Origin of the sequence: Synechococcus sp. UW179A (assembly GCF_900473965.1) — a bacterium.
Lineage (GTDB): Bacteria > Cyanobacteriota > Cyanobacteriia > PCC-6307 > Cyanobiaceae > Synechococcus_C.
Genome location: NZ_UCNJ01000024.1, coordinates 90,339 through 106,554, shown reverse-complemented (window position 1 = coordinate 106,554; position 16,216 = coordinate 90,339). Strand labels below are relative to the sequence as shown.

16 protein-coding genes are annotated in these 16,216 nt (G+C 58.3%); 5 read left to right on the top strand and 11 right to left on the bottom strand.

Annotated features, from left to right (window positions below; translation table 11 throughout):
- Positions 1–147 precede the first annotated feature (147 nt).
- Positions 148–1,260: an ABC transporter substrate-binding protein gene (locus tag DXY31_RS11205; protein ID WP_114993852.1), complete on the top strand. Its 1,113-nt coding sequence runs from the start codon at positions 148–150 to the stop codon at positions 1,258–1,260.
- A gap of 157 nt (positions 1,261–1,417) precedes the next feature.
- Here DXY31_RS11205 and DXY31_RS11200 read toward each other — a convergent pair whose 3' ends face one another.
- From DXY31_RS11200 to DXY31_RS11190, 3 genes are read right to left on the bottom strand one after another with little or no spacing between them, the layout of a single operon-like run.
- Positions 1,418–2,410, bottom strand: coding sequence for an RluA family pseudouridine synthase (locus DXY31_RS11200; RefSeq protein WP_114993851.1), 993 nt, complete (start codon positions 2,408–2,410; stop codon positions 1,418–1,420).
- Positions 2,407–3,273 carry a ribosome biogenesis GTPase YlqF gene (gene ylqF, locus DXY31_RS11195; protein ID WP_114993850.1) on the bottom strand — a complete coding sequence of 289 codons (867 nt, stop codon included), beginning with the start codon at positions 3,271–3,273 and terminating at the stop codon, positions 2,407–2,409. Before ylqF ends, DXY31_RS11200 begins: the two co-directional genes overlap by 4 nt.
- Positions 3,270–3,653: a universal stress protein gene (locus DXY31_RS11190; protein ID WP_114993849.1), complete on the bottom strand. Its 384-nt coding sequence runs from the start codon at positions 3,651–3,653 to the stop codon at positions 3,270–3,272. Before DXY31_RS11190 ends, ylqF begins: the two co-directional genes overlap by 4 nt.
- A 102-nt stretch (positions 3,654–3,755) precedes the next feature.
- Between DXY31_RS11190 and pgk the strand changes: the two genes are divergently transcribed.
- A complete protein-coding gene (pgk, locus tag DXY31_RS11185; RefSeq protein WP_114993848.1) occupies positions 3,756–4,961 on the top strand; it encodes a phosphoglycerate kinase in 1,206 nt (401 codons plus the stop codon).
- 27 nt (positions 4,962–4,988) lie between these two features.
- Here the strand turns inward: pgk and DXY31_RS11180 are convergent, their stop codons facing one another.
- Positions 4,989–5,384, bottom strand: coding sequence for a hypothetical protein (locus tag DXY31_RS11180; protein ID WP_244279719.1), 396 nt, complete (start codon positions 5,382–5,384; stop codon positions 4,989–4,991).
- 75 nt (positions 5,385–5,459) lie between these two features.
- Between DXY31_RS11180 and DXY31_RS11175 the strand changes: the two genes are divergently transcribed.
- Positions 5,460–6,365: an NAD(P)-dependent oxidoreductase gene (locus DXY31_RS11175; protein WP_114993846.1), complete on the top strand. Its 906-nt coding sequence runs from the start codon at positions 5,460–5,462 to the stop codon at positions 6,363–6,365.
- 1 nt (position 6,366) lies between these two features.
- Here the strand turns inward: DXY31_RS11175 and DXY31_RS11170 are convergent, their stop codons facing one another.
- Positions 6,367–7,116 carry a hypothetical protein gene (locus tag DXY31_RS11170; protein ID WP_114993845.1) on the bottom strand — a complete coding sequence of 250 codons (750 nt, stop codon included), beginning with the start codon at positions 7,114–7,116 and terminating at the stop codon, positions 6,367–6,369.
- Between the two features lie 54 nt (positions 7,117–7,170).
- Between DXY31_RS11170 and DXY31_RS11165 the strand changes: the two genes are divergently transcribed.
- The gene (locus DXY31_RS11165; protein ID WP_114993844.1) at positions 7,171–8,247 is read left to right on the top strand and encodes a glycosyltransferase; all 1,077 of its coding nucleotides are present in this window, start codon (positions 7,171–7,173) and stop codon (positions 8,245–8,247) included.
- A 9-nt stretch (positions 8,248–8,256) separates the two neighbouring features.
- On the opposite strand, the gene DXY31_RS11160 is transcribed toward DXY31_RS11165, so the two are convergent.
- Positions 8,257–9,342 (bottom strand): histidinol-phosphate transaminase, encoded by a 1,086-nt coding sequence (locus DXY31_RS11160; RefSeq protein WP_114993927.1) that lies wholly within the window; start codon positions 9,340–9,342, stop codon positions 8,257–8,259.
- Positions 9,343–9,437: 95 nt separating this feature from the next.
- On the opposite strand from DXY31_RS11160, the gene DXY31_RS11155 reads away from it, so the two are divergent.
- Positions 9,438–10,274, top strand: coding sequence for a pentapeptide repeat-containing protein (locus DXY31_RS11155; RefSeq protein WP_114993843.1), 837 nt, complete (start codon positions 9,438–9,440; stop codon positions 10,272–10,274).
- 50 nt (positions 10,275–10,324) lie between these two features.
- Here DXY31_RS11155 and DXY31_RS11150 read toward each other — a convergent pair whose 3' ends face one another.
- The 5 genes from DXY31_RS11150 to DXY31_RS11130 form a co-directional block, all read right to left on the bottom strand.
- Positions 10,325–12,376, bottom strand: a complete 2,052-nt coding sequence (locus DXY31_RS11150; RefSeq protein WP_371639367.1) for a type II secretion system protein GspD — start codon at positions 12,374–12,376, stop codon at positions 10,325–10,327.
- A gap of 253 nt (positions 12,377–12,629) precedes the next feature.
- Positions 12,630–13,406: a hypothetical protein gene (locus DXY31_RS11145; RefSeq protein ID WP_206749814.1), complete on the bottom strand. Its 777-nt coding sequence runs from the start codon at positions 13,404–13,406 to the stop codon at positions 12,630–12,632.
- Entirely contained in the window at positions 13,403–14,101 is a 699-nt protein-coding gene (locus DXY31_RS11140) for a pilus assembly protein (RefSeq protein WP_114993841.1), read from the bottom strand. The genes DXY31_RS11145 and DXY31_RS11140 overlap by 4 nt, the downstream gene beginning before the upstream one ends.
- Positions 14,094–14,984 carry a hypothetical protein gene (locus tag DXY31_RS11135; protein WP_244279716.1) on the bottom strand — a complete coding sequence of 297 codons (891 nt, stop codon included), beginning with the start codon at positions 14,982–14,984 and terminating at the stop codon, positions 14,094–14,096. Before DXY31_RS11135 ends, DXY31_RS11140 begins: the two co-directional genes overlap by 8 nt.
- Positions 14,985–15,031: 47 nt before the next feature.
- Entirely contained in the window at positions 15,032–16,210 is a 1,179-nt protein-coding gene (locus tag DXY31_RS11130; protein ID WP_114993840.1) for a quinone-dependent dihydroorotate dehydrogenase, read from the bottom strand.
- Positions 16,211–16,216 lie beyond the last annotated feature (6 nt).

The following is a 16,216-nucleotide window of genomic DNA, read 5'->3' as shown; positions in this document are numbered from 1 at the left end:
TGAATCACCCCGTCGACCTCGACGAGATGATTCAGGCTCATCTGCTAACGATCCAATCGCAGTTTTGGGATAAAATTCCGATAAGTCATCGCAATCCACCCGGGATGCTCCCTGCATTTTGACTGGTGAGTCGTGCGTCTAGATGTGATGCCCAAGCGGATCAGAAGCATTGTGTTATTTGGGCTGGGTGCATTCGTGGCGTGCACGATGGGGGATTTAAGTTGCAAAGTCCACGCAAATGAAAAGAGCACGAATGGTCGAGAACCAGTCAACGTGATTTGGCACCCCGATCCACCTTATGCATTAAACGAAAACGAGATCCCCACAGGATTTGAGATCGATCTCTGGCGGATGATCGCCGAAAACCGGAAGATCCCATACCGCATCACACGAGCGAATACCTTTGGCGAGCTTCTGGAAGCAATTGGCAGTGGGCGTGCAGACGTGGCAATGGGCGGGATTTTAATTAACGAAAATCGAAGCAAACGCTTCAAATTCACCTTTCCAACAGCTACGAGCGAATTCAAAATCTATGAGCTGAAACAAGAAGAGTCGACAGCACTTCGCCTGCTCCAGGTGACAACTTCCAAGGAAGTACTCCTGATCTTTGTGGGAGTCGCCCTAATCGCCTGCTTCTTCGCAGTACCGGTTTGGCTGCTAGAGCGCAATCGACTCAATCTCATTCACGAAAAGAAACGACACCAACTAATTCTAATCCTACAGAAAACACTTTTACTCTCTACAGATCACACACAAAAATCCAAAACCAGAATTATTTCAATCGTCTCATTATTTGCAAGGGTCTTGTTAACAGCTTATTTCGCTTCCTACATCCTAAAAACAGCGAGCAATGCACAGAAGAGTAGCGATCAGGAAGTGATAGTTTCGCTCGACAACGCCACCCTTAAAGGCAAAACCTTCGCTTCTTTACCGGACTCAATTCAGGAATCTATTTTGAAAGCCAAAGGCATCAAACAAATCAGCTGCGAGCTGATGCCTGAATGTATTCAACAACTTGAAAGCGGTCTCGCTGATGCGATCCTCGCAGATAACCAGAGCATGCAAACTGCTCTTCAACAGATGCCATCTGCACCCAATATCAAGCCAACGAGTAAAACCCTGACAACATTATTTATCGCCTACGGGATGTCAAAAAACTTTCTAGACGACCCCCGCTCAAGCGCAATCAATGACGCAATAGCTCGCAGTTATTACGACGGGACTTACACCAAACTGAGCCAAACATGGCTACGCCAATAGCATCAACTGGGAACCAACCTCAAACGCTTCAAAGTGCTGGGTGCCAATCGCATTGGGTTTGAGGATCAAGCTGGCATTTCCGCAGACGGTGATTTCAACGATCTGGTGTTGAACTTCGCCAGCCAGCAGATCCTTTGATCATGCACTGGCAACAGCACTAGGAACGGCGTCTTAGGACCGCCAATAATTTCTCCATCACTGGAGGGATCGGTGCTTCAAACAGCATTCGCTTCCGTGTGATGGGGTGATCCAAGCCCAGCTGAAAGGCATGCAGCGCCTGGCCGGGCAGTTCAATCGGCAATTTGCGGCAGCGGCTGTAAATGGGGTCACCCACCACTGGATGGTTCATATGCGCGCAATGCACCCGGATCTGATGGGTACGGCCGGTGTCGAGCTTGAAGCGCAACAGCGAATAATCGCCGAGCCGCTCCTCCAGGTTCCAGTGCGTGCAGGCATGACGTCCAGTCTCACCACTCACCACCGCATATTTCTTGCGGTCCACCGGGTGGCGACCGATCGCCCCCACGATCGTGCCGCTGTCTCCTGCAGGCACCCCATGCACCACCGCCAGATACTCGCGTGAAGCGATGCGTTTCTGGATCTGGATCTGCAGCCGCACCAAAGCCTCCTGGCTCTTGGCGATCACGATGCAACCGGTGGTGTCCTTGTCGAGGCGATGGACGATGCCGGGCCGCAACTTGCCGCTAATGCCCGGCAGATCAGGGCAGTGATGCAGCAAACCATTCACCAGCGTGCCGTCCTTGTTGCCAGGTGCCGGATGCACCGTGAGACCGGCCGGTTTGTTGATCACGATCAGATGTTCATCTTCAAAGAGCACATTGAGCTCCATCGGCTGCGGCTTCAGATAGGGCAGCGGCTCCGGCGGTGGCATCCACAGCTGCACCTCATCGCCCTGGCGCAGAGGTGTCTTGGCCTTTCCGGTCTTGCCATTTACACGCACATAACCGGCATCAATGAACTTCTGAATGCGGGCGCGACTCTGCTCGCTGCGCTGACTGACCAGCCAACGGTCGAGCCGCATCGGCAGCGGTTTGGGATAGGTGAGCGAGAGCAACTCCCCCTCGCCCTCGCCGAACCTGTCGGTGAAGGTTTCTTCCGGCAGCGGAGGACGACTCCAGGCACGACTCATGCCGGCAACTCCAAAGCGATACTGCCCAGCGCCGACTTACGAAAGTCATCCAGCAACCTCTGAGCCATCCTCGCCGTGTCACCGGAGGTGTGGCGCCGTGCCACGGCCTGAAGCCAAAGAGCTGGGTCTTCGGTCTCACCCAACAAAGGTGTTCCATACCGCCCTTCCAACACTGCAAGCACCACGCCGGAAGACTGCTGCTGCTGCAGACCCATCAGCAATCGCAAAAACGCCTGGGCAACGAGTTCACCGTCATAGGCAGCCTGGCCGATGTCATCACAGAGGGCCAGATGTAAGGCAGCCTGCTGGTCATCAAGCCTGGGTGGCAACACCCCGGGCGCATCCAACAGGTCGATGTCCTGGCCAAGGCGCACCCAGCGCAGGGTGCGGGTGACACCAGCCCGGCGGGCACTCGCCACCACCTTCTGCTTCACCAGCCTGTTGATCAGCGCTGATTTGCCCACGTTGGGAAAACCCAGAGTGAGCGCCCGCACAGGCCTGGGGCGCATGCCCCTGTTACGCCGCCGTTCGTTCAGCTGATCGCCGGCGCGAATGGCCGCCTGCTGCACCTGTTTGACCCCGGTGCCCACCTTGGCGTCACACCACACCGTGCGCTGACCATGGCCTTTGAACCATGCCTCCCAGGAGGATCGGGCTTCAGCAGTGACCATGTCGCGACGGTTGATCACCAGCAGGTGTTGCTTGCCCTTGATCCAACGGCTGAGGTGGGGATGGCCGGTGGCCAGAGGGATGCGTGCGTCACGGACCTCGATGACCAGATCCACCTTGTCGAGATTGCGCCGGAGTTGTTGCTCCGCCTTGGCGATGTGGCCGGGGTACCACTGAATCGGTGGTGAACTCACGGCACCACCAACACAGGACAGGACACCAGCTGAAGCACCCGTGCAACCATGCAGCCGCTGTCGGATTCCAAGTTCACACCCCCGGTTCCCATCACGATCACATCCACATTCAACTCATCAGCCACATCACCAATCACAGAGGCCGTTTGGCCACTGCGCTCAATCTCCTGGCAGCTGAAACCAGCCTGTTCAAAGCGTTCGCGGGTCTGGTCAAGCCTCCCTACAACCGCTTCATGGTCATGCTTTTGAGAACGTTCTGACTGCAGCACCGATAGCAGCACCAATCGACAGCCATAACGGCGCGCGAGCTCCAGAGCCTTGTCCACTGTCTCCAGGGCCTCATCGCTCTGATCGATCGGGAAGAGGACGGTCTTGAACATTCACACGACCTCCGGCCAATGCCCTTTAAGCCAGTCCTAGCGCTGGGCCTGCAGAACTCGGGTTAATCTCTCCCCGTTTTCTTACCGCACCACACAACCCTCATGGCGAAGCGTTCCCTGGCCAGCCTCTCCGGCGCCGACCTCAGCGGAAAACGTGTTCTCGTGCGGGTCGATTTCAATGTGCCCCTCAATGATGCCGGGGCCATCACCGATGACACCCGCATCCGTGCTGCGCTGCCCACCGTCAAAGACCTAATCGACAAAGGCGCCAAAGTGATTCTTTCCGCCCACTTCGGACGGCCCAAGGGTCAGGTGAATGACTCCATGCGTCTCACCCCCGTTGCCGCCCGTCTGAGCGAATTGCTCGGCAAACCAGTCTCCAAGACCGAAAGCTGCATCGGACCTGACGCCGAAGCCAAGGTCAGTGCCATGGCGGATGGCGATGTGGTGCTGCTGGAGAACGTGCGTTTCTTCGCGGAAGAGGAAAAGAATGAAGCCGGTTTCGCCGAAAAGCTGGCTGGACTGGCTGAGGTGTATGTGAACGACGCCTTCGGTGCCGCCCACCGCGCTCATGCCTCCACCGAAGGCGTGACCAAGTTTCTCAAGCCCTCCGTGGCTGGCTTCCTGATGGAGAAGGAGCTTCAGTACTTGCAGGGTGCCGTTGACGATCCCAAGCGCCCCCTCGCTGCCATCGTGGGTGGTTCCAAGGTGAGCTCCAAGATCGGCGTGCTCGAAGCCCTGATCGACAAGTGCGACAAGGTGCTGATCGGCGGCGGCATGATCTTCACCTTCTACAAGGCACGCGGACTCTCAGTGGGCAAGAGCCTCGTGGAAGAAGACAAACTCGAACTCGCCAAGGAGCTGGAGGCCAAAGCCAAGGCCAAGGGCGTGCAGCTGCTGCTGCCCACCGATGTGGTGCTGGCCGACAACTTCGCCCCCGACGCCAACAGCCAGATCGCTGACATCAACTCGATTCCCGACGGCTGGATGGGTCTGGACATTGGTCCTGACTCCATCAAGGTGTTCCAGGACGCACTGGCCGACTGCAAGACCGTGATCTGGAACGGCCCCATGGGCGTGTTCGAGTTCGATAAGTTTGCCGCCGGCACCAACGCCATCGCCACCACCCTGGCCGAGCTGAGTGGCAAGGGCTGCTGCACGATCATCGGCGGCGGCGACTCTGTTGCAGCTGTGGAGAAGGCAGGTCTGGCCGAGAAGATGTCGCACATCTCCACCGGTGGCGGCGCCAGCCTCGAACTGCTGGAAGGCAAGGTACTGCCAGGCGTTTCAGCCCTCGACGCCGCCTGAGTAGAGATTCGGTCAAAGGGAGGAGCCTCAGCCCCTCCCTCGACCTTGCCTCCGGAAATCAGGCAAAGGTGTGAGGCCCAAGCGGCGACGCTCTGCATTCACAACCTGTCGTCCTTGCTCCATCAGACGCCGGCGAGCCTGCTTCTGTTGCTGCATACAAGTCTTGCCCGCTTCAGGAGTTTGCGCACGCTCAAGGCAGCTCTGGCCAGACTTGAGCAGCGCAAGCCGTTGGTCGTAGCTGCGTAGTCCCCAGTTGCGGCGGGCCTGGAACAGCTGCATCTTCTGACTTTCCGTGAGGTTGGATTCCGGCATCCTGCGGCCTGGAGCCGCTTCCGCTACTCCACCGGTCTGCTGCAGAGCAGCGGCTGTGAGTGCAACGCAGGGAATCAAGAGTGCCCGTCGCCAGCGATTGGTAAGCGCCATGAAGACCATCAACAGTGAACAGGCCCAGGTTGCTGCGGGTGGCGGGTCAGGATCTGACTCAGATGGTCTCAAACCATGACCGGATGTGATCTAACGCCAAAGACCCGACTGGCCTGTATTGGCCTCGGGGCTCTGGGGTTGCCGATGGCGGTAAATCTCTTAGCAGCTGGCTACCCGCTGCAGGTCCATACCCGCAGTCGCCTGGCGGAGTCGGCCCCTGGCCTAGCGGGAGCCTTACCCACCGCAAGCCCGGCCGCAGCAGTGAGTCGCTGTTCTGCACTGCTTCTCTGCGTAAGCGACGATGCAGCCGTAGAAGCTGTTCTCTGGGGAGAACAGGGCGCTGGACCCGCGCTGCAGCAGGGCAGCTTGGTGATCGACTGCTCCACCATCAGTCCCTCCACCTCCAGGGCCATGGCTCAACGTCTCGCTAAGCGAGACATTGCTTACATCGATGCTCCCGTGACCGGCGGCACGGAAGGCGCGAAGGCCGGCACCCTCACCGTGCTCTGCGGTGGAGACACTGCAGCAGTTGAGAAAGCGCGGCCAGTGCTGGAGGTGATCGGCCGCTCAATCCACTATTTCGGTGACGTGGGCAGTGGACAACAGGTCAAAGCAATTAACCAGGTGCTGGTGGCTGGTAGTTATGCCGCAGTTGCGGAAGCCATCGCCCTCGGAGAACACCTGCAGCTACCGATGGAGCAGGTTGTGGACGCGCTGTGCCAGGGGGCTGCAGGCTCCTGGGCACTGCAACATCGGTCTCAGGCCATGATCAATGATGATTATCCACTCGGTTTCAAACTGGCACTGCATCACAAGGACCTCGGAATTGCACTCGATGCGGCGTTACAGACGGGCCTGAAATTGCCGATCACCGAGGCCGTGCACAACCAGGAGCAGGCCCTAATGGACGCTGGGCTCGGGAATGCCGATGTGTCTGCTCTACGCCGAAGTCTTCCCGCGAACCCCTATCAACCTCAGTAGATCAAGGATTGAGCTTGGTCTGATCATCAACAACCTGCACCCGCTTACTCACCGTGATCACCCCATCGGGGTGCACCAAAAGGGCCGCCCAGGTCTGAATCCCGGGCTGAAAAGGGGCCTGCACCGACTTGAACAACCCGCCACCGCCTAATGGCTCCAGCTGAACATCCGGGCTCTGTTGCGCCATCACTTGCTGAGGGGTTATCGCGATGAGCCCGCCAGCCAGCAAGGCTTTACCCAACGGTTGATCCACCACCACATCCACGTCGTAACGGCTGCCAGTGAGCACTTTGTCGGGGATGAGCAGCGAGATAGGCAACGGCTTGCGGGCGCTGGTGAGCACCGATTGATCGCTGAGAACCTCCTGAGCGGTGATCAGTCCTCCATCCGTAGAGAAGGCAACCCGCTGGTTGGCTTTGAAGGAGTAGCTGAGACCATCCTGCTGACGCGTACCGCTTACAGCCAGCTTCACGGTGGAGCGACCATCGGCAAGGGGCTGGCCTGGCCTAACGGCCCAGCGGGTTTCAGGAAAACGCGTGCTGAAGCGACGAAAGCGCTCCATCAGGGTCGTGGCCTGCTCCGGTGCCATCAAGGCGGACAGTGCCTGAACACGGTCCTCTGCATTGAGGGCAAGCTGCAAACGGGCACTGAGATCAGCCGCATCTCCGCTAGCTGCCAGTGCCGGCATCGTGCTGAGCAACGCGGCACTCGAGAGCACAGTCGCCAAAGAGGCTCGCAGGAGCGGAACCATGAATCAGCCTCAGCAGTCGAACTAAGTTAGGCCGCGTTTTCGTGGTCCGCTCCCATGCCCCGGCTTCTAATCGCCGCCAGTGGCACCGGTGGCCATCTGTTTCCAGCGCTATCGGTTGCCGAAGCTCTTCCTCCCGACTGGGGGGTGCGCTGGCTTGGCGTTCCCGATCGCCTGGAAACGACACTGGTCCCTGAGCAGTACAACCTGGTGACTGTGAAAGCCGGAGGGCTCCAGGGCCGAGGCCTGCGCAAACTCATCCAGTTGCTGCGTCTGCTGGGGGCCAGCCAAGATGTGCACCGACTGATCCGCAGGCAGCAGATCGATGCGGTCTTCACCACAGGCGGTTACATCGCGGCACCAGCAATCCTTGCTGCCCGGTGGTGCGGTGTTCCAGTTGTGCTACACGAATCCAACGCCATTCCAGGTCGGGTCACAAGGCTGCTGGGCCGCTTCTGCACCCACGTGGCCGTTGGTCTTGATGCAGCCGCAAGTCGCATCCCCGGATGTCTGGCCGTGGTCACGGGCACTCCGGTAAGGGATGCTTTTTTGCAACCCCAGCTTTTGCCGAACTGGGTCCCGAAAGGTGAGGGCCCCTTGCTCGTGGTGATGGGTGGCAGCCAGGGGGCTCTTGGCCTCAACCGGATGGTGCGGGTACTGCTGCCGGAGCTGCTCAGTCACGGCTGCCGGGTGGTGCATCTAACAGGCAGCAACGATCCGGATGTGAACAGCATTGAGCACGCCGCACTGGTGGAGCGACCCTTCAGCGACGACATAGCCGGACTACTGCAACACGCTGACCTAGCGATCAGCAGGGCAGGAGCAGGCAGCCTCAGCGAACTGGCCGTGTGCGAGACCCCCTCCGTGCTAGTGCCATTTCCGCAGGCAGCAGATCAGCATCAAGACGCCAATGCAGCCTGTGCCGCAGCCCTGGGCGCCGCTGTGATCGTGCACCAGCACGACCCGAACCATCCCGCCCTGCGCGACATGCTCTGGCGTCTGCTGGGTCCCAGGCTTCAAGGCAATGGTTCGTCTGAGACCTCCCTCCTGACGATGAAACAAGCCATGCAACAGCTGGCGGTGCGCGACGCCGACAAGCAACTCGCAACGCTGTTGCAAACACTGGTGCGGTGATGGAAGGCGTCAGTGCAGTTCCTGCTTCAGGGCTCTGAGGATCCGCCGGTTACCACGGCGATCCTGTAACGCAATTCTCAGCCAATCTTCCCCTAGTCCAGTGAAAGAACGGCAGTCGCGCAGAAGCACACCCCGCTGTGCCACCCGCTCGCGTAAATCCAGCAGGGAGTCGACGCCACGGAGCAGCAAATAGTTGGCGCTTGACGGCATTGGCAATACACCAGGGAGATGGGAGAGCTGGTAGTGAAACCAGGCCCCCTCCTGTGCAACCCAGCTATGCACCCGCTGCAACCAACGAACCATGCCGGCTTGATCAGCCATCACAGCCCGACCGGCAGCGAGCGCCAGACCGTTCACCGGCCAGGGATCACGCCATTGCTGCCAACGTTTTATGCGTTCTAGTGAGGCCACGGCATAGCCCAGGCGTAGACCTGCAATCGCCAACAACTTGGTGAGACTGCGGATGACCACAAGATTGGGATGGGTCTCCACCAGAGGCAGCAGAGACTGCGCTTCTCCTGCGGGCACAAGAGGCAGGAAGGCTTCATCACAGATCACCAATGCGTAGTGCTGCAGCAGCGGTTCAAGCGACGCGCGACTCCAGAGTTGCCCAGTGGGGTTATGGGGATTGGTAATCCAAAGCACCTGATCCGGCGCGGGCGGAAAGGGCCATGGCTGTGGCCAGGTTGCCAACCAGCTCTGGCCAACAGGCAGGCTGCGAGCAGCACCATCCCAGCAAGCCAAAGCTCGGCGATAGTCGGCAAAGCCAGGTTCCGGTAGTCCACTCACACCACATGCGGCCGCATCCCGTGCCGCCCAGGTGAATAGTTCCGCTGCACCATTACCTGGCAGCACGGCCTCGGCCTTTAGACCATGCCAACTCGCAATCACCTGGCGGAGTTCTTGCTGCTCGCGGTCGGGATAGTTGCGCAGAGCACTGCCACTGATCGATTGCTTCAGAGCACGCTGCAGAACCTTTGGTGGACGGAAGGGCACCAGCGAAGCACTGGCATCCAGAAGCTGCGAAGGCTTCAAGCCAAGGCGGAGGGCCTCCTGGACAAGATTGCCTCCATGCGGTGGAAGGCCGCTGCTCAAGATCAACGCAGGCGACACGCAACACCATCCTGCCCAGTCGCTCTCGACGTCGGCATCAGAGACCGATACAACCAGATGGTTCAGAGCCGCCACCCATGAACGACTGCGAATGCAGCCTGCTCAGGCTCCAACATCTCTCTGGAGTGGTGATGCTGAGCGCTCTGCTGAGTATGGGCGGCACGCAGGCCAAGGCCAATGATGCGCTGATTCAGGTTTTACAGGAGCGCAGCTGCAGCGGATGCCGACTGGCAGATGCGGATTTAGTCCACGCTGACCTTCGTGATGCTGACCTCAGCGACGCCAAGCTGATGAGAGCCAATTTGGGCCAGGCAAAGCTAGATGGTGCCGACCTCAGTGGTGCTGATCTCAGCTTCACCAGCCTGCGCGGCGCCTCGCTGCGAGGGGCCAACCTCACAGGAACGCTGCTGTACGGAACGGATCTGCGCGACGCGGACCTCACCGGTGCCCAGCTGACCCCTAACGCCCTGGATGAGGCTCACTGGCAGGGGGCAAGTGGCATCTCTGCTGGCATCCGCAGCCATGCAGCTCTGCACAACGCAGGCGTAGAGGCTTTCCAGGCGGGCCGTTGGTCAGCGGCGGAGCAGCTGTTCAGTGATGCGATCAGGAGGCAACCTGGGCAACCCCTCAGCTGGGTAGCCCGGGGCATCTGCCGTAGCGAGCAAGCCAAAGATGATGTTGCTGCGGCCGATTTCCGCTATGCCGCATTGATTTTTGAGAAAGAGGGTCAAACCACCTGGGCGGTGCAGCTTCGCAAAGCAGCGGAATCAATCCAAGCTCGACGCTTGAAGGAGCAATCACCAAATGAAGGCAAAGGTCTAGGAATCCAGCTGCTGAACAACACAATTACAGGCTTACGAATGCTGGCGCCAATCGCAGCAAAAGCACTCATCCCCATGGGACTAGGTTTTTAAATTCAAAACCAGTTAAATCTCAAAGGACAAAGACAAACAACCAGCCAAAATCAATTCATCATGCGTCGAGCAGACGGACGATCAGGCCGGTATCCGTAGCCATAATTGCCACCTTGCTCATCATCAACGATGCGAGGAGTCACGAGGATCACCAACTCTCTCTTGGCCCTATTCCCAGCAGTTTGCCTAAAAAATTGGCCAATCAAAGGAATATCGCCAAGGATGGGCCACTTACTCACAACTCTAGAGTCATCATCTTGAATAACTCCCGTCAATATCAACGTTTGCCCATCCCTCACCCGCAACAATCCAGTATCCAACCTGCGGATGCTGAGGATGCTGATTGGACCACAGCCGTCCACATTCAGCGAGCGTGTAACTGCAGATATCGAAGGAGATAACGTAAAGCTAACAAAACCATTGTCATCGATTTTCGAGACTCTTGCCCCAAAAGTCAGACCTGCTGTTTGAAACTCTGGCTGACAAGTATTGGGAGCACCATTTTGGCCAGCCTGTACTTGGTAATCCACAATCTCTTGGGTACCCACCGTCACAAACGACTCGTTGGCCCGCTCGCGCCCAATCTTGCCGCTAGACAAAGCAACGTTTGGATCAGCAACAGAGGAAGACGAACCTCCCTCCAACTCCTTTGGAGACTCAGAGAGAAGTAAAGTTGGAGAGGCAAGAGTTTTTGCACTACTCGACTCAATTTTAGCCCTCAAGAAGTCCAAAAATCCATCGGTGAATTTGGCTTGGTCTGAATCCGGAAACGACAAGCCAGGGTTTACTCGCGCTGGCGCAAGGGGTTCTACCACTGCTTTCTCTTCATCAGCATATTGCGGCTTGCCACTATCAGCCTCACCGGCAATTACATTGAAATTATCAGAATTAGGAGGAAGATTAGAACCAAACGCCCCGATCAGCTCTCCGCGATCACTAACAATAAAATTATACCCATTTCTAAACGCAAAACTATTAGAAATAGATGACTCATTATCAAGAGTAACATCCAAAAGCCTCACCGAAAGAGCCACTTGCCTCTGGCGAAGATCAATTTGCTTCAGATAATTTTCAGCCACTTGGATCAGGCTTGAATCACCCACAAGTGTCAAGGTCTGCAACCTCGAATCGGTTGTGATCACAAGCCCGCGCAAAGGGCCAACGGAAGCACCAAACGACTCAGTCGCTTTCAATTCAGACTTCTCCTGAGAGGTTGTGTTACTGATTTCAGAAGTGCCTTGCGAAGCCGGCTCACCCGTCGTCACGGAAATCGTGTTCGTAAAATTAACTGTTGCCCCAAGGTTCCCTAAATATTCAGCTCCTGCTACTGCGGAGACCTGATTCAATCGAATCACTTTTGACACTTGAGGGCCAAATGTCTTCGATGAAATTGATGTTCCCACCAGCAACATCCGTCCGTCGAGCTTGCCTTGAAGGCCCGAAGCAAGCAAGATCCCGTTCAGCGCTCTTGAATAGGATTCATCCACAAATGCCATCGACACAGGACGACCACTGGGGTTCGCTGAATCAGCTCCGGCGTTGTCGGTCCCTTGATTAACACCAGCATCATCTCCAACGAAGACAAAGCCATATCCCCCTAATCGAGCCAATGCCATCAGCGCATCCTTGGCAGGCGCATTGTTCAGTGTGAGTGTCACGGGGGGACCACTGACATTCACGTAGCTGCGGTTCTGCAACACCATGGTTCCCACCGCCATATCCCCTAACGGTGGTGCCACGGCCCGAGGTCGTAATGGGGGTGCATAGCTCGCCTGGGGCACCGACCCTGGCGTGTTCAGATCCAGAAGACCTGTCTGGAGAACCGGGGCCGCTATCAACCCCGGAAAACTGAGAATTAAGTTGCGACCATCAGCGCTGACCACCGGCTCCTGAAGGCTCTGTCCTGGCTCGGGGACCACCTCCAAGCGATAAGAATTGCCAGATCCACTGATCGTCACCCGCTGCAGGCCTGCGACGGAATCAGCGAGCTGTTGACGGCCATTGAGAATTCCAGGGGTCCCCTTTGTCTGCAAACTGCCCTGCCAAACCCGGCCATTGAGCCGTTGCTGCAGCAACGGCTGCGGTCCCACCCCTTGAATCACCACCTCCACGCCCCCTTGCCCACTACGGACACGCAAGGACATCGCCCCCTGAGCCAGTACCGCGCGGGATCCTGATCCCATCGGTGGTTCCAACAGGCCCAGATCGATAAGACTGAGACCAGCGACAAGCAAAAGTGCGCTCAGGCGAGAAGGGGTGAAAGTCATACCCTGGCCTGAACGCCACTGACATGAGCGGATGGTATCGATCGGGACCAAGCGGGGCCAGCCCTGATCTCAAAGTGAATGCCTCAATTCAAGAAGGAGCTTGGGAAAGGGGCGGGGGATTACTTTCAGGCTCCCCCGATTCCTCACTGGGTCCAGAAGGATCCTTGACAGTCTTCGGCGATTGATCAAAAAAGGTCAGCCTCAACTTCAATCGAGTGAGAGGGGGACCGCTGATCACTGGCTGATCCTCAGCTTTGTCAGGAGCCTCGAGAGCGGTGAGCTCGAGATCACTTGGCTGCACAAGAAGCTCAAGCTGCTCCATGCCTCTCAGAAACTTCAGCAATCCCTGATAAGGCCCATCCACCTGCAGTAACACGGAGCTTTTCTCGTATCCAAGCTCCTTGAGCGGATCGTTGGTCTCATTGGCACTATCCATGCCCTTGCTGTTCTGATCGCTGGTTCCGCTGCGATTCGAAGCGTCCGGAGAACTCGCAGGGACCGGTTCATACAGATTGATCACGACCCCGCTGGCTACGGAGATGCGGCTGAGCTGAGCTAAAAACGTTTGAATCTGACCGCGGCCTGCCACCAAATCCACCAACAGAGCCTGCTGCTGTATCGCTTCACTCATGCTTTTGTCGCCCTGCTTGACCTGAGCCTCCAGGAGAGGAAGAGTGTCTCGCTTGCTCTCCAGCTCCTCGATCCGCTGCCGCTGTTGATCGAGCCGATCCAATCCCGGCCATCCCACTGCGACGAACACCCCAGAAGCCAACGCCAGACCAATCACAGCTGGAACGGCGACCAACACGCGTTCCCTGGTCACTCGATGCCGCCAGGCTGGACGATCAGGACTGAGATTGGTCAAGGTGCGACCCCCTTTTGCTCCAGCAAGCGATAGCGCTGGACCAGGCCCGTAGCACCGAACTGCTGAAGCTGCTGGAGGGAGGGTTTGGCCGTGGCATCGAGCGACCAGTCGAGACTGAAGCGCACCGAAGGCGCTTCGCCGTCATCCCTGGTCACCTTCAATACCTTGACGCCATTCGTCTGTGAGATCGGCAAGCGCTCCAACGCGAGCTGGAGGGCGTTCACTCGCTCAAGCGGACCTGGTTGACCACCCAGCCCCACCTTCCCAGACACTTTGATCAAGTCGTTCTGCGCCGAAACATCCTCGAGCTGAACGCCCGCTGGCGTCACAAGACCCAACTGCACCAGCAGGGGTGAGCCCGCCGGCACAGCCAACAACTGCTCAGCAATTTTCAGATTGTCCTTTCTAACCGTGGCTCCGCGTTGCTTTGCAGCGCGCAGGCGACCTTCCGCTAATTGCACCCGCTGCTCGAAGGGCGAAAGCACCTGCAACTGCTGCTGCTGCTGACTTTCGAGCCGCCCGATCACAACGATCGAACCAAGGGAAACAAGCAACGCTGCTCCCCCGATCAGTGCCCCGCGCAACAGCAACGGACGCATGGGTTGCCATGGCCCGGCTGGCTCGGGCAACCCGAGTTCGAGCCGACGCTCCCGCAGGAGATCAGGCAATCTCCGCTGAGTGGACCGCTCAGTCATCGCGATCTCTCCGGGACGCCGTCAGTGCCAACTCAAGCAGTGACATCTCGGCATCGGAACGTAGAGGTCCTAGACACGAATCGTGTTCCGCTCCCCAGCGACCCTGCCACTGAGATCCAGCGGTGACCCACCAACCAGGCAAGCCAGCTGGATCCCAAGCTTCAACAAGCTCCACCACCTCCTCTCTGAGCGACGGATACTGCGAAGCCTGCAGGCAGAGATCAATCTCCAGACAACCATGACTCGACAACAACAGTCGCCAGTGCCCCCCGTGCTCCACCAACCAAACCAGTTGCTCATCAGCACCAGCCTGGGCATCACAAAGGCCACGCCAGGCAGCCGACAGCAGCCATTCAACTCTTCGCAAGGAAAGATCCGCCTCCTCCAGGGTGCTCACCCAGGCCTGCAACAACAAACGATCAGTCCCCACGACTAGAGCGAAATCTTCTCGCGATTGAGGGATCACATCCAGATAACTGTCCTGTAAGGCCAACGACCAGCCCAGCTCAGGCTGCAGCAGTCGCAGGTCAGCACCACATGTCAGCCCAACCGCGGCAGGCCCCTCAAGCAAACGCCACTGACAGCTGGCCATAGGCAACAGCAGCTCAATCTCCACCTGGGGTGGACTCAGTCCCTTTTCAAGCAGCAGATCAGCAATCGTTTCCCCAAGAACATCGGAATTCAGCGGCTGACCGGAGCTGCACAAATCAGGCGGAAGAACAACATTCGATAACTCCCAGCCATCCTGAGACCACCAGGCCAAATGGAGCGCTGCATCCTCGGGAGCCATCAGCACCCTGCGGGGATCCAACAGCCCTTGCGCTTGCATCAACCAGCCATCTAGTGCTGGAAAGCGATCACGCAGTTCAGTCAGCACCGCCATGCACCTCCGAGCCAGTGGGTGCCACGACCCTGCTGGCAGGGTATCGGCTACTGCCAGGGAGCGCCGCTACCCACAGCTTCACTGATGTGACGGATTCCGTGACGGTCCAGCTGCTCGATCAGCCCTTCAAGCACCCTGGGCACCAGATCCGGACCTTCAAAGATCCAACCGGTGTAGAGCTGAACCAGAGATGCGCCTGCGACGATCCGCTCCCAGGCAGCCTCGGGCGTACTGATGCCACCAACCCCCACCAGCGGCAGAGCAGGACCGGCGGTGGCTCGCAACCGACGCAGCACCTCCAAAGCCCGCTGACGCAACGGATCACCGCTGAGGCCCCCGGCTTCCTGGTCAAGGCTGCGGCCAGTCTGGCTGAGCAGCCTCTGACCCAGCCCAAGACGATCGAGACTGGTATTGACCGCGATCACACCGGCAAGCCCCTCCTCATAGGCCAGACGGGCAATGCCATCAATGGCATCATCCTCGAGATCCGGTGCGATCTTCACCAGCAGTGGCGGACAGCCAGGCAGCCGGCGCAGGCGTTCCACCAGCCGGCGCAACTGAGTGGCGTCCTGCAGATCGCGAAGACCGGGCGTGTTCGGCGAACTGACATTGATGACCGCATAGTCGGCCAGTGGCGCCAGCATTTCCAGCGAAGAGGCGTAGTCGTCGGCCGCGAGCTCCAACGGCGTCACCTTCGATTTGCCCAGATTGATACCCAGCACGGCAGGCCGCTGTCCGCGAGGCGGAAGGGCCTGCCGCTCGAGAGTGCGACGCAGCTCCTCCGCCCCTTTGTTGTTGAAACCCATGCGATTCAGTGCCGCTCGCTCGTGGGCCAGGCGAAACAGGCGCGGCCGCGGATTGCCAGGCTGGCCATGCCAAGTGACGGTGCCGACTTCAGCAAACCCGAAACCAAAACGATCCCAGACACCAGCTGCGACGCCATTTTTATCAAAACCAGCCGCTAGGCCAAGCGGATTACTGAAACGGCATCCAAACAACACCTGCTCCAAGCGCAGGTCCCGGCGTGTTAGCTCAGACGCCACACCATCAAGCACACTCGAGAGGCCTGGCCACTGACGGCGAAGACTGAGCTGACCAAGGGCCTGAAGAGCCGCACGACTGAGCTGTTCAGCATCCACGCCTTCGTCTTTGGCCAGCACAGGTCCCAGCCAGCGCCGATAGAAACCTGCGGTGGACATCACCCCGGACGATGACGGCTGGGTCATCTGGGT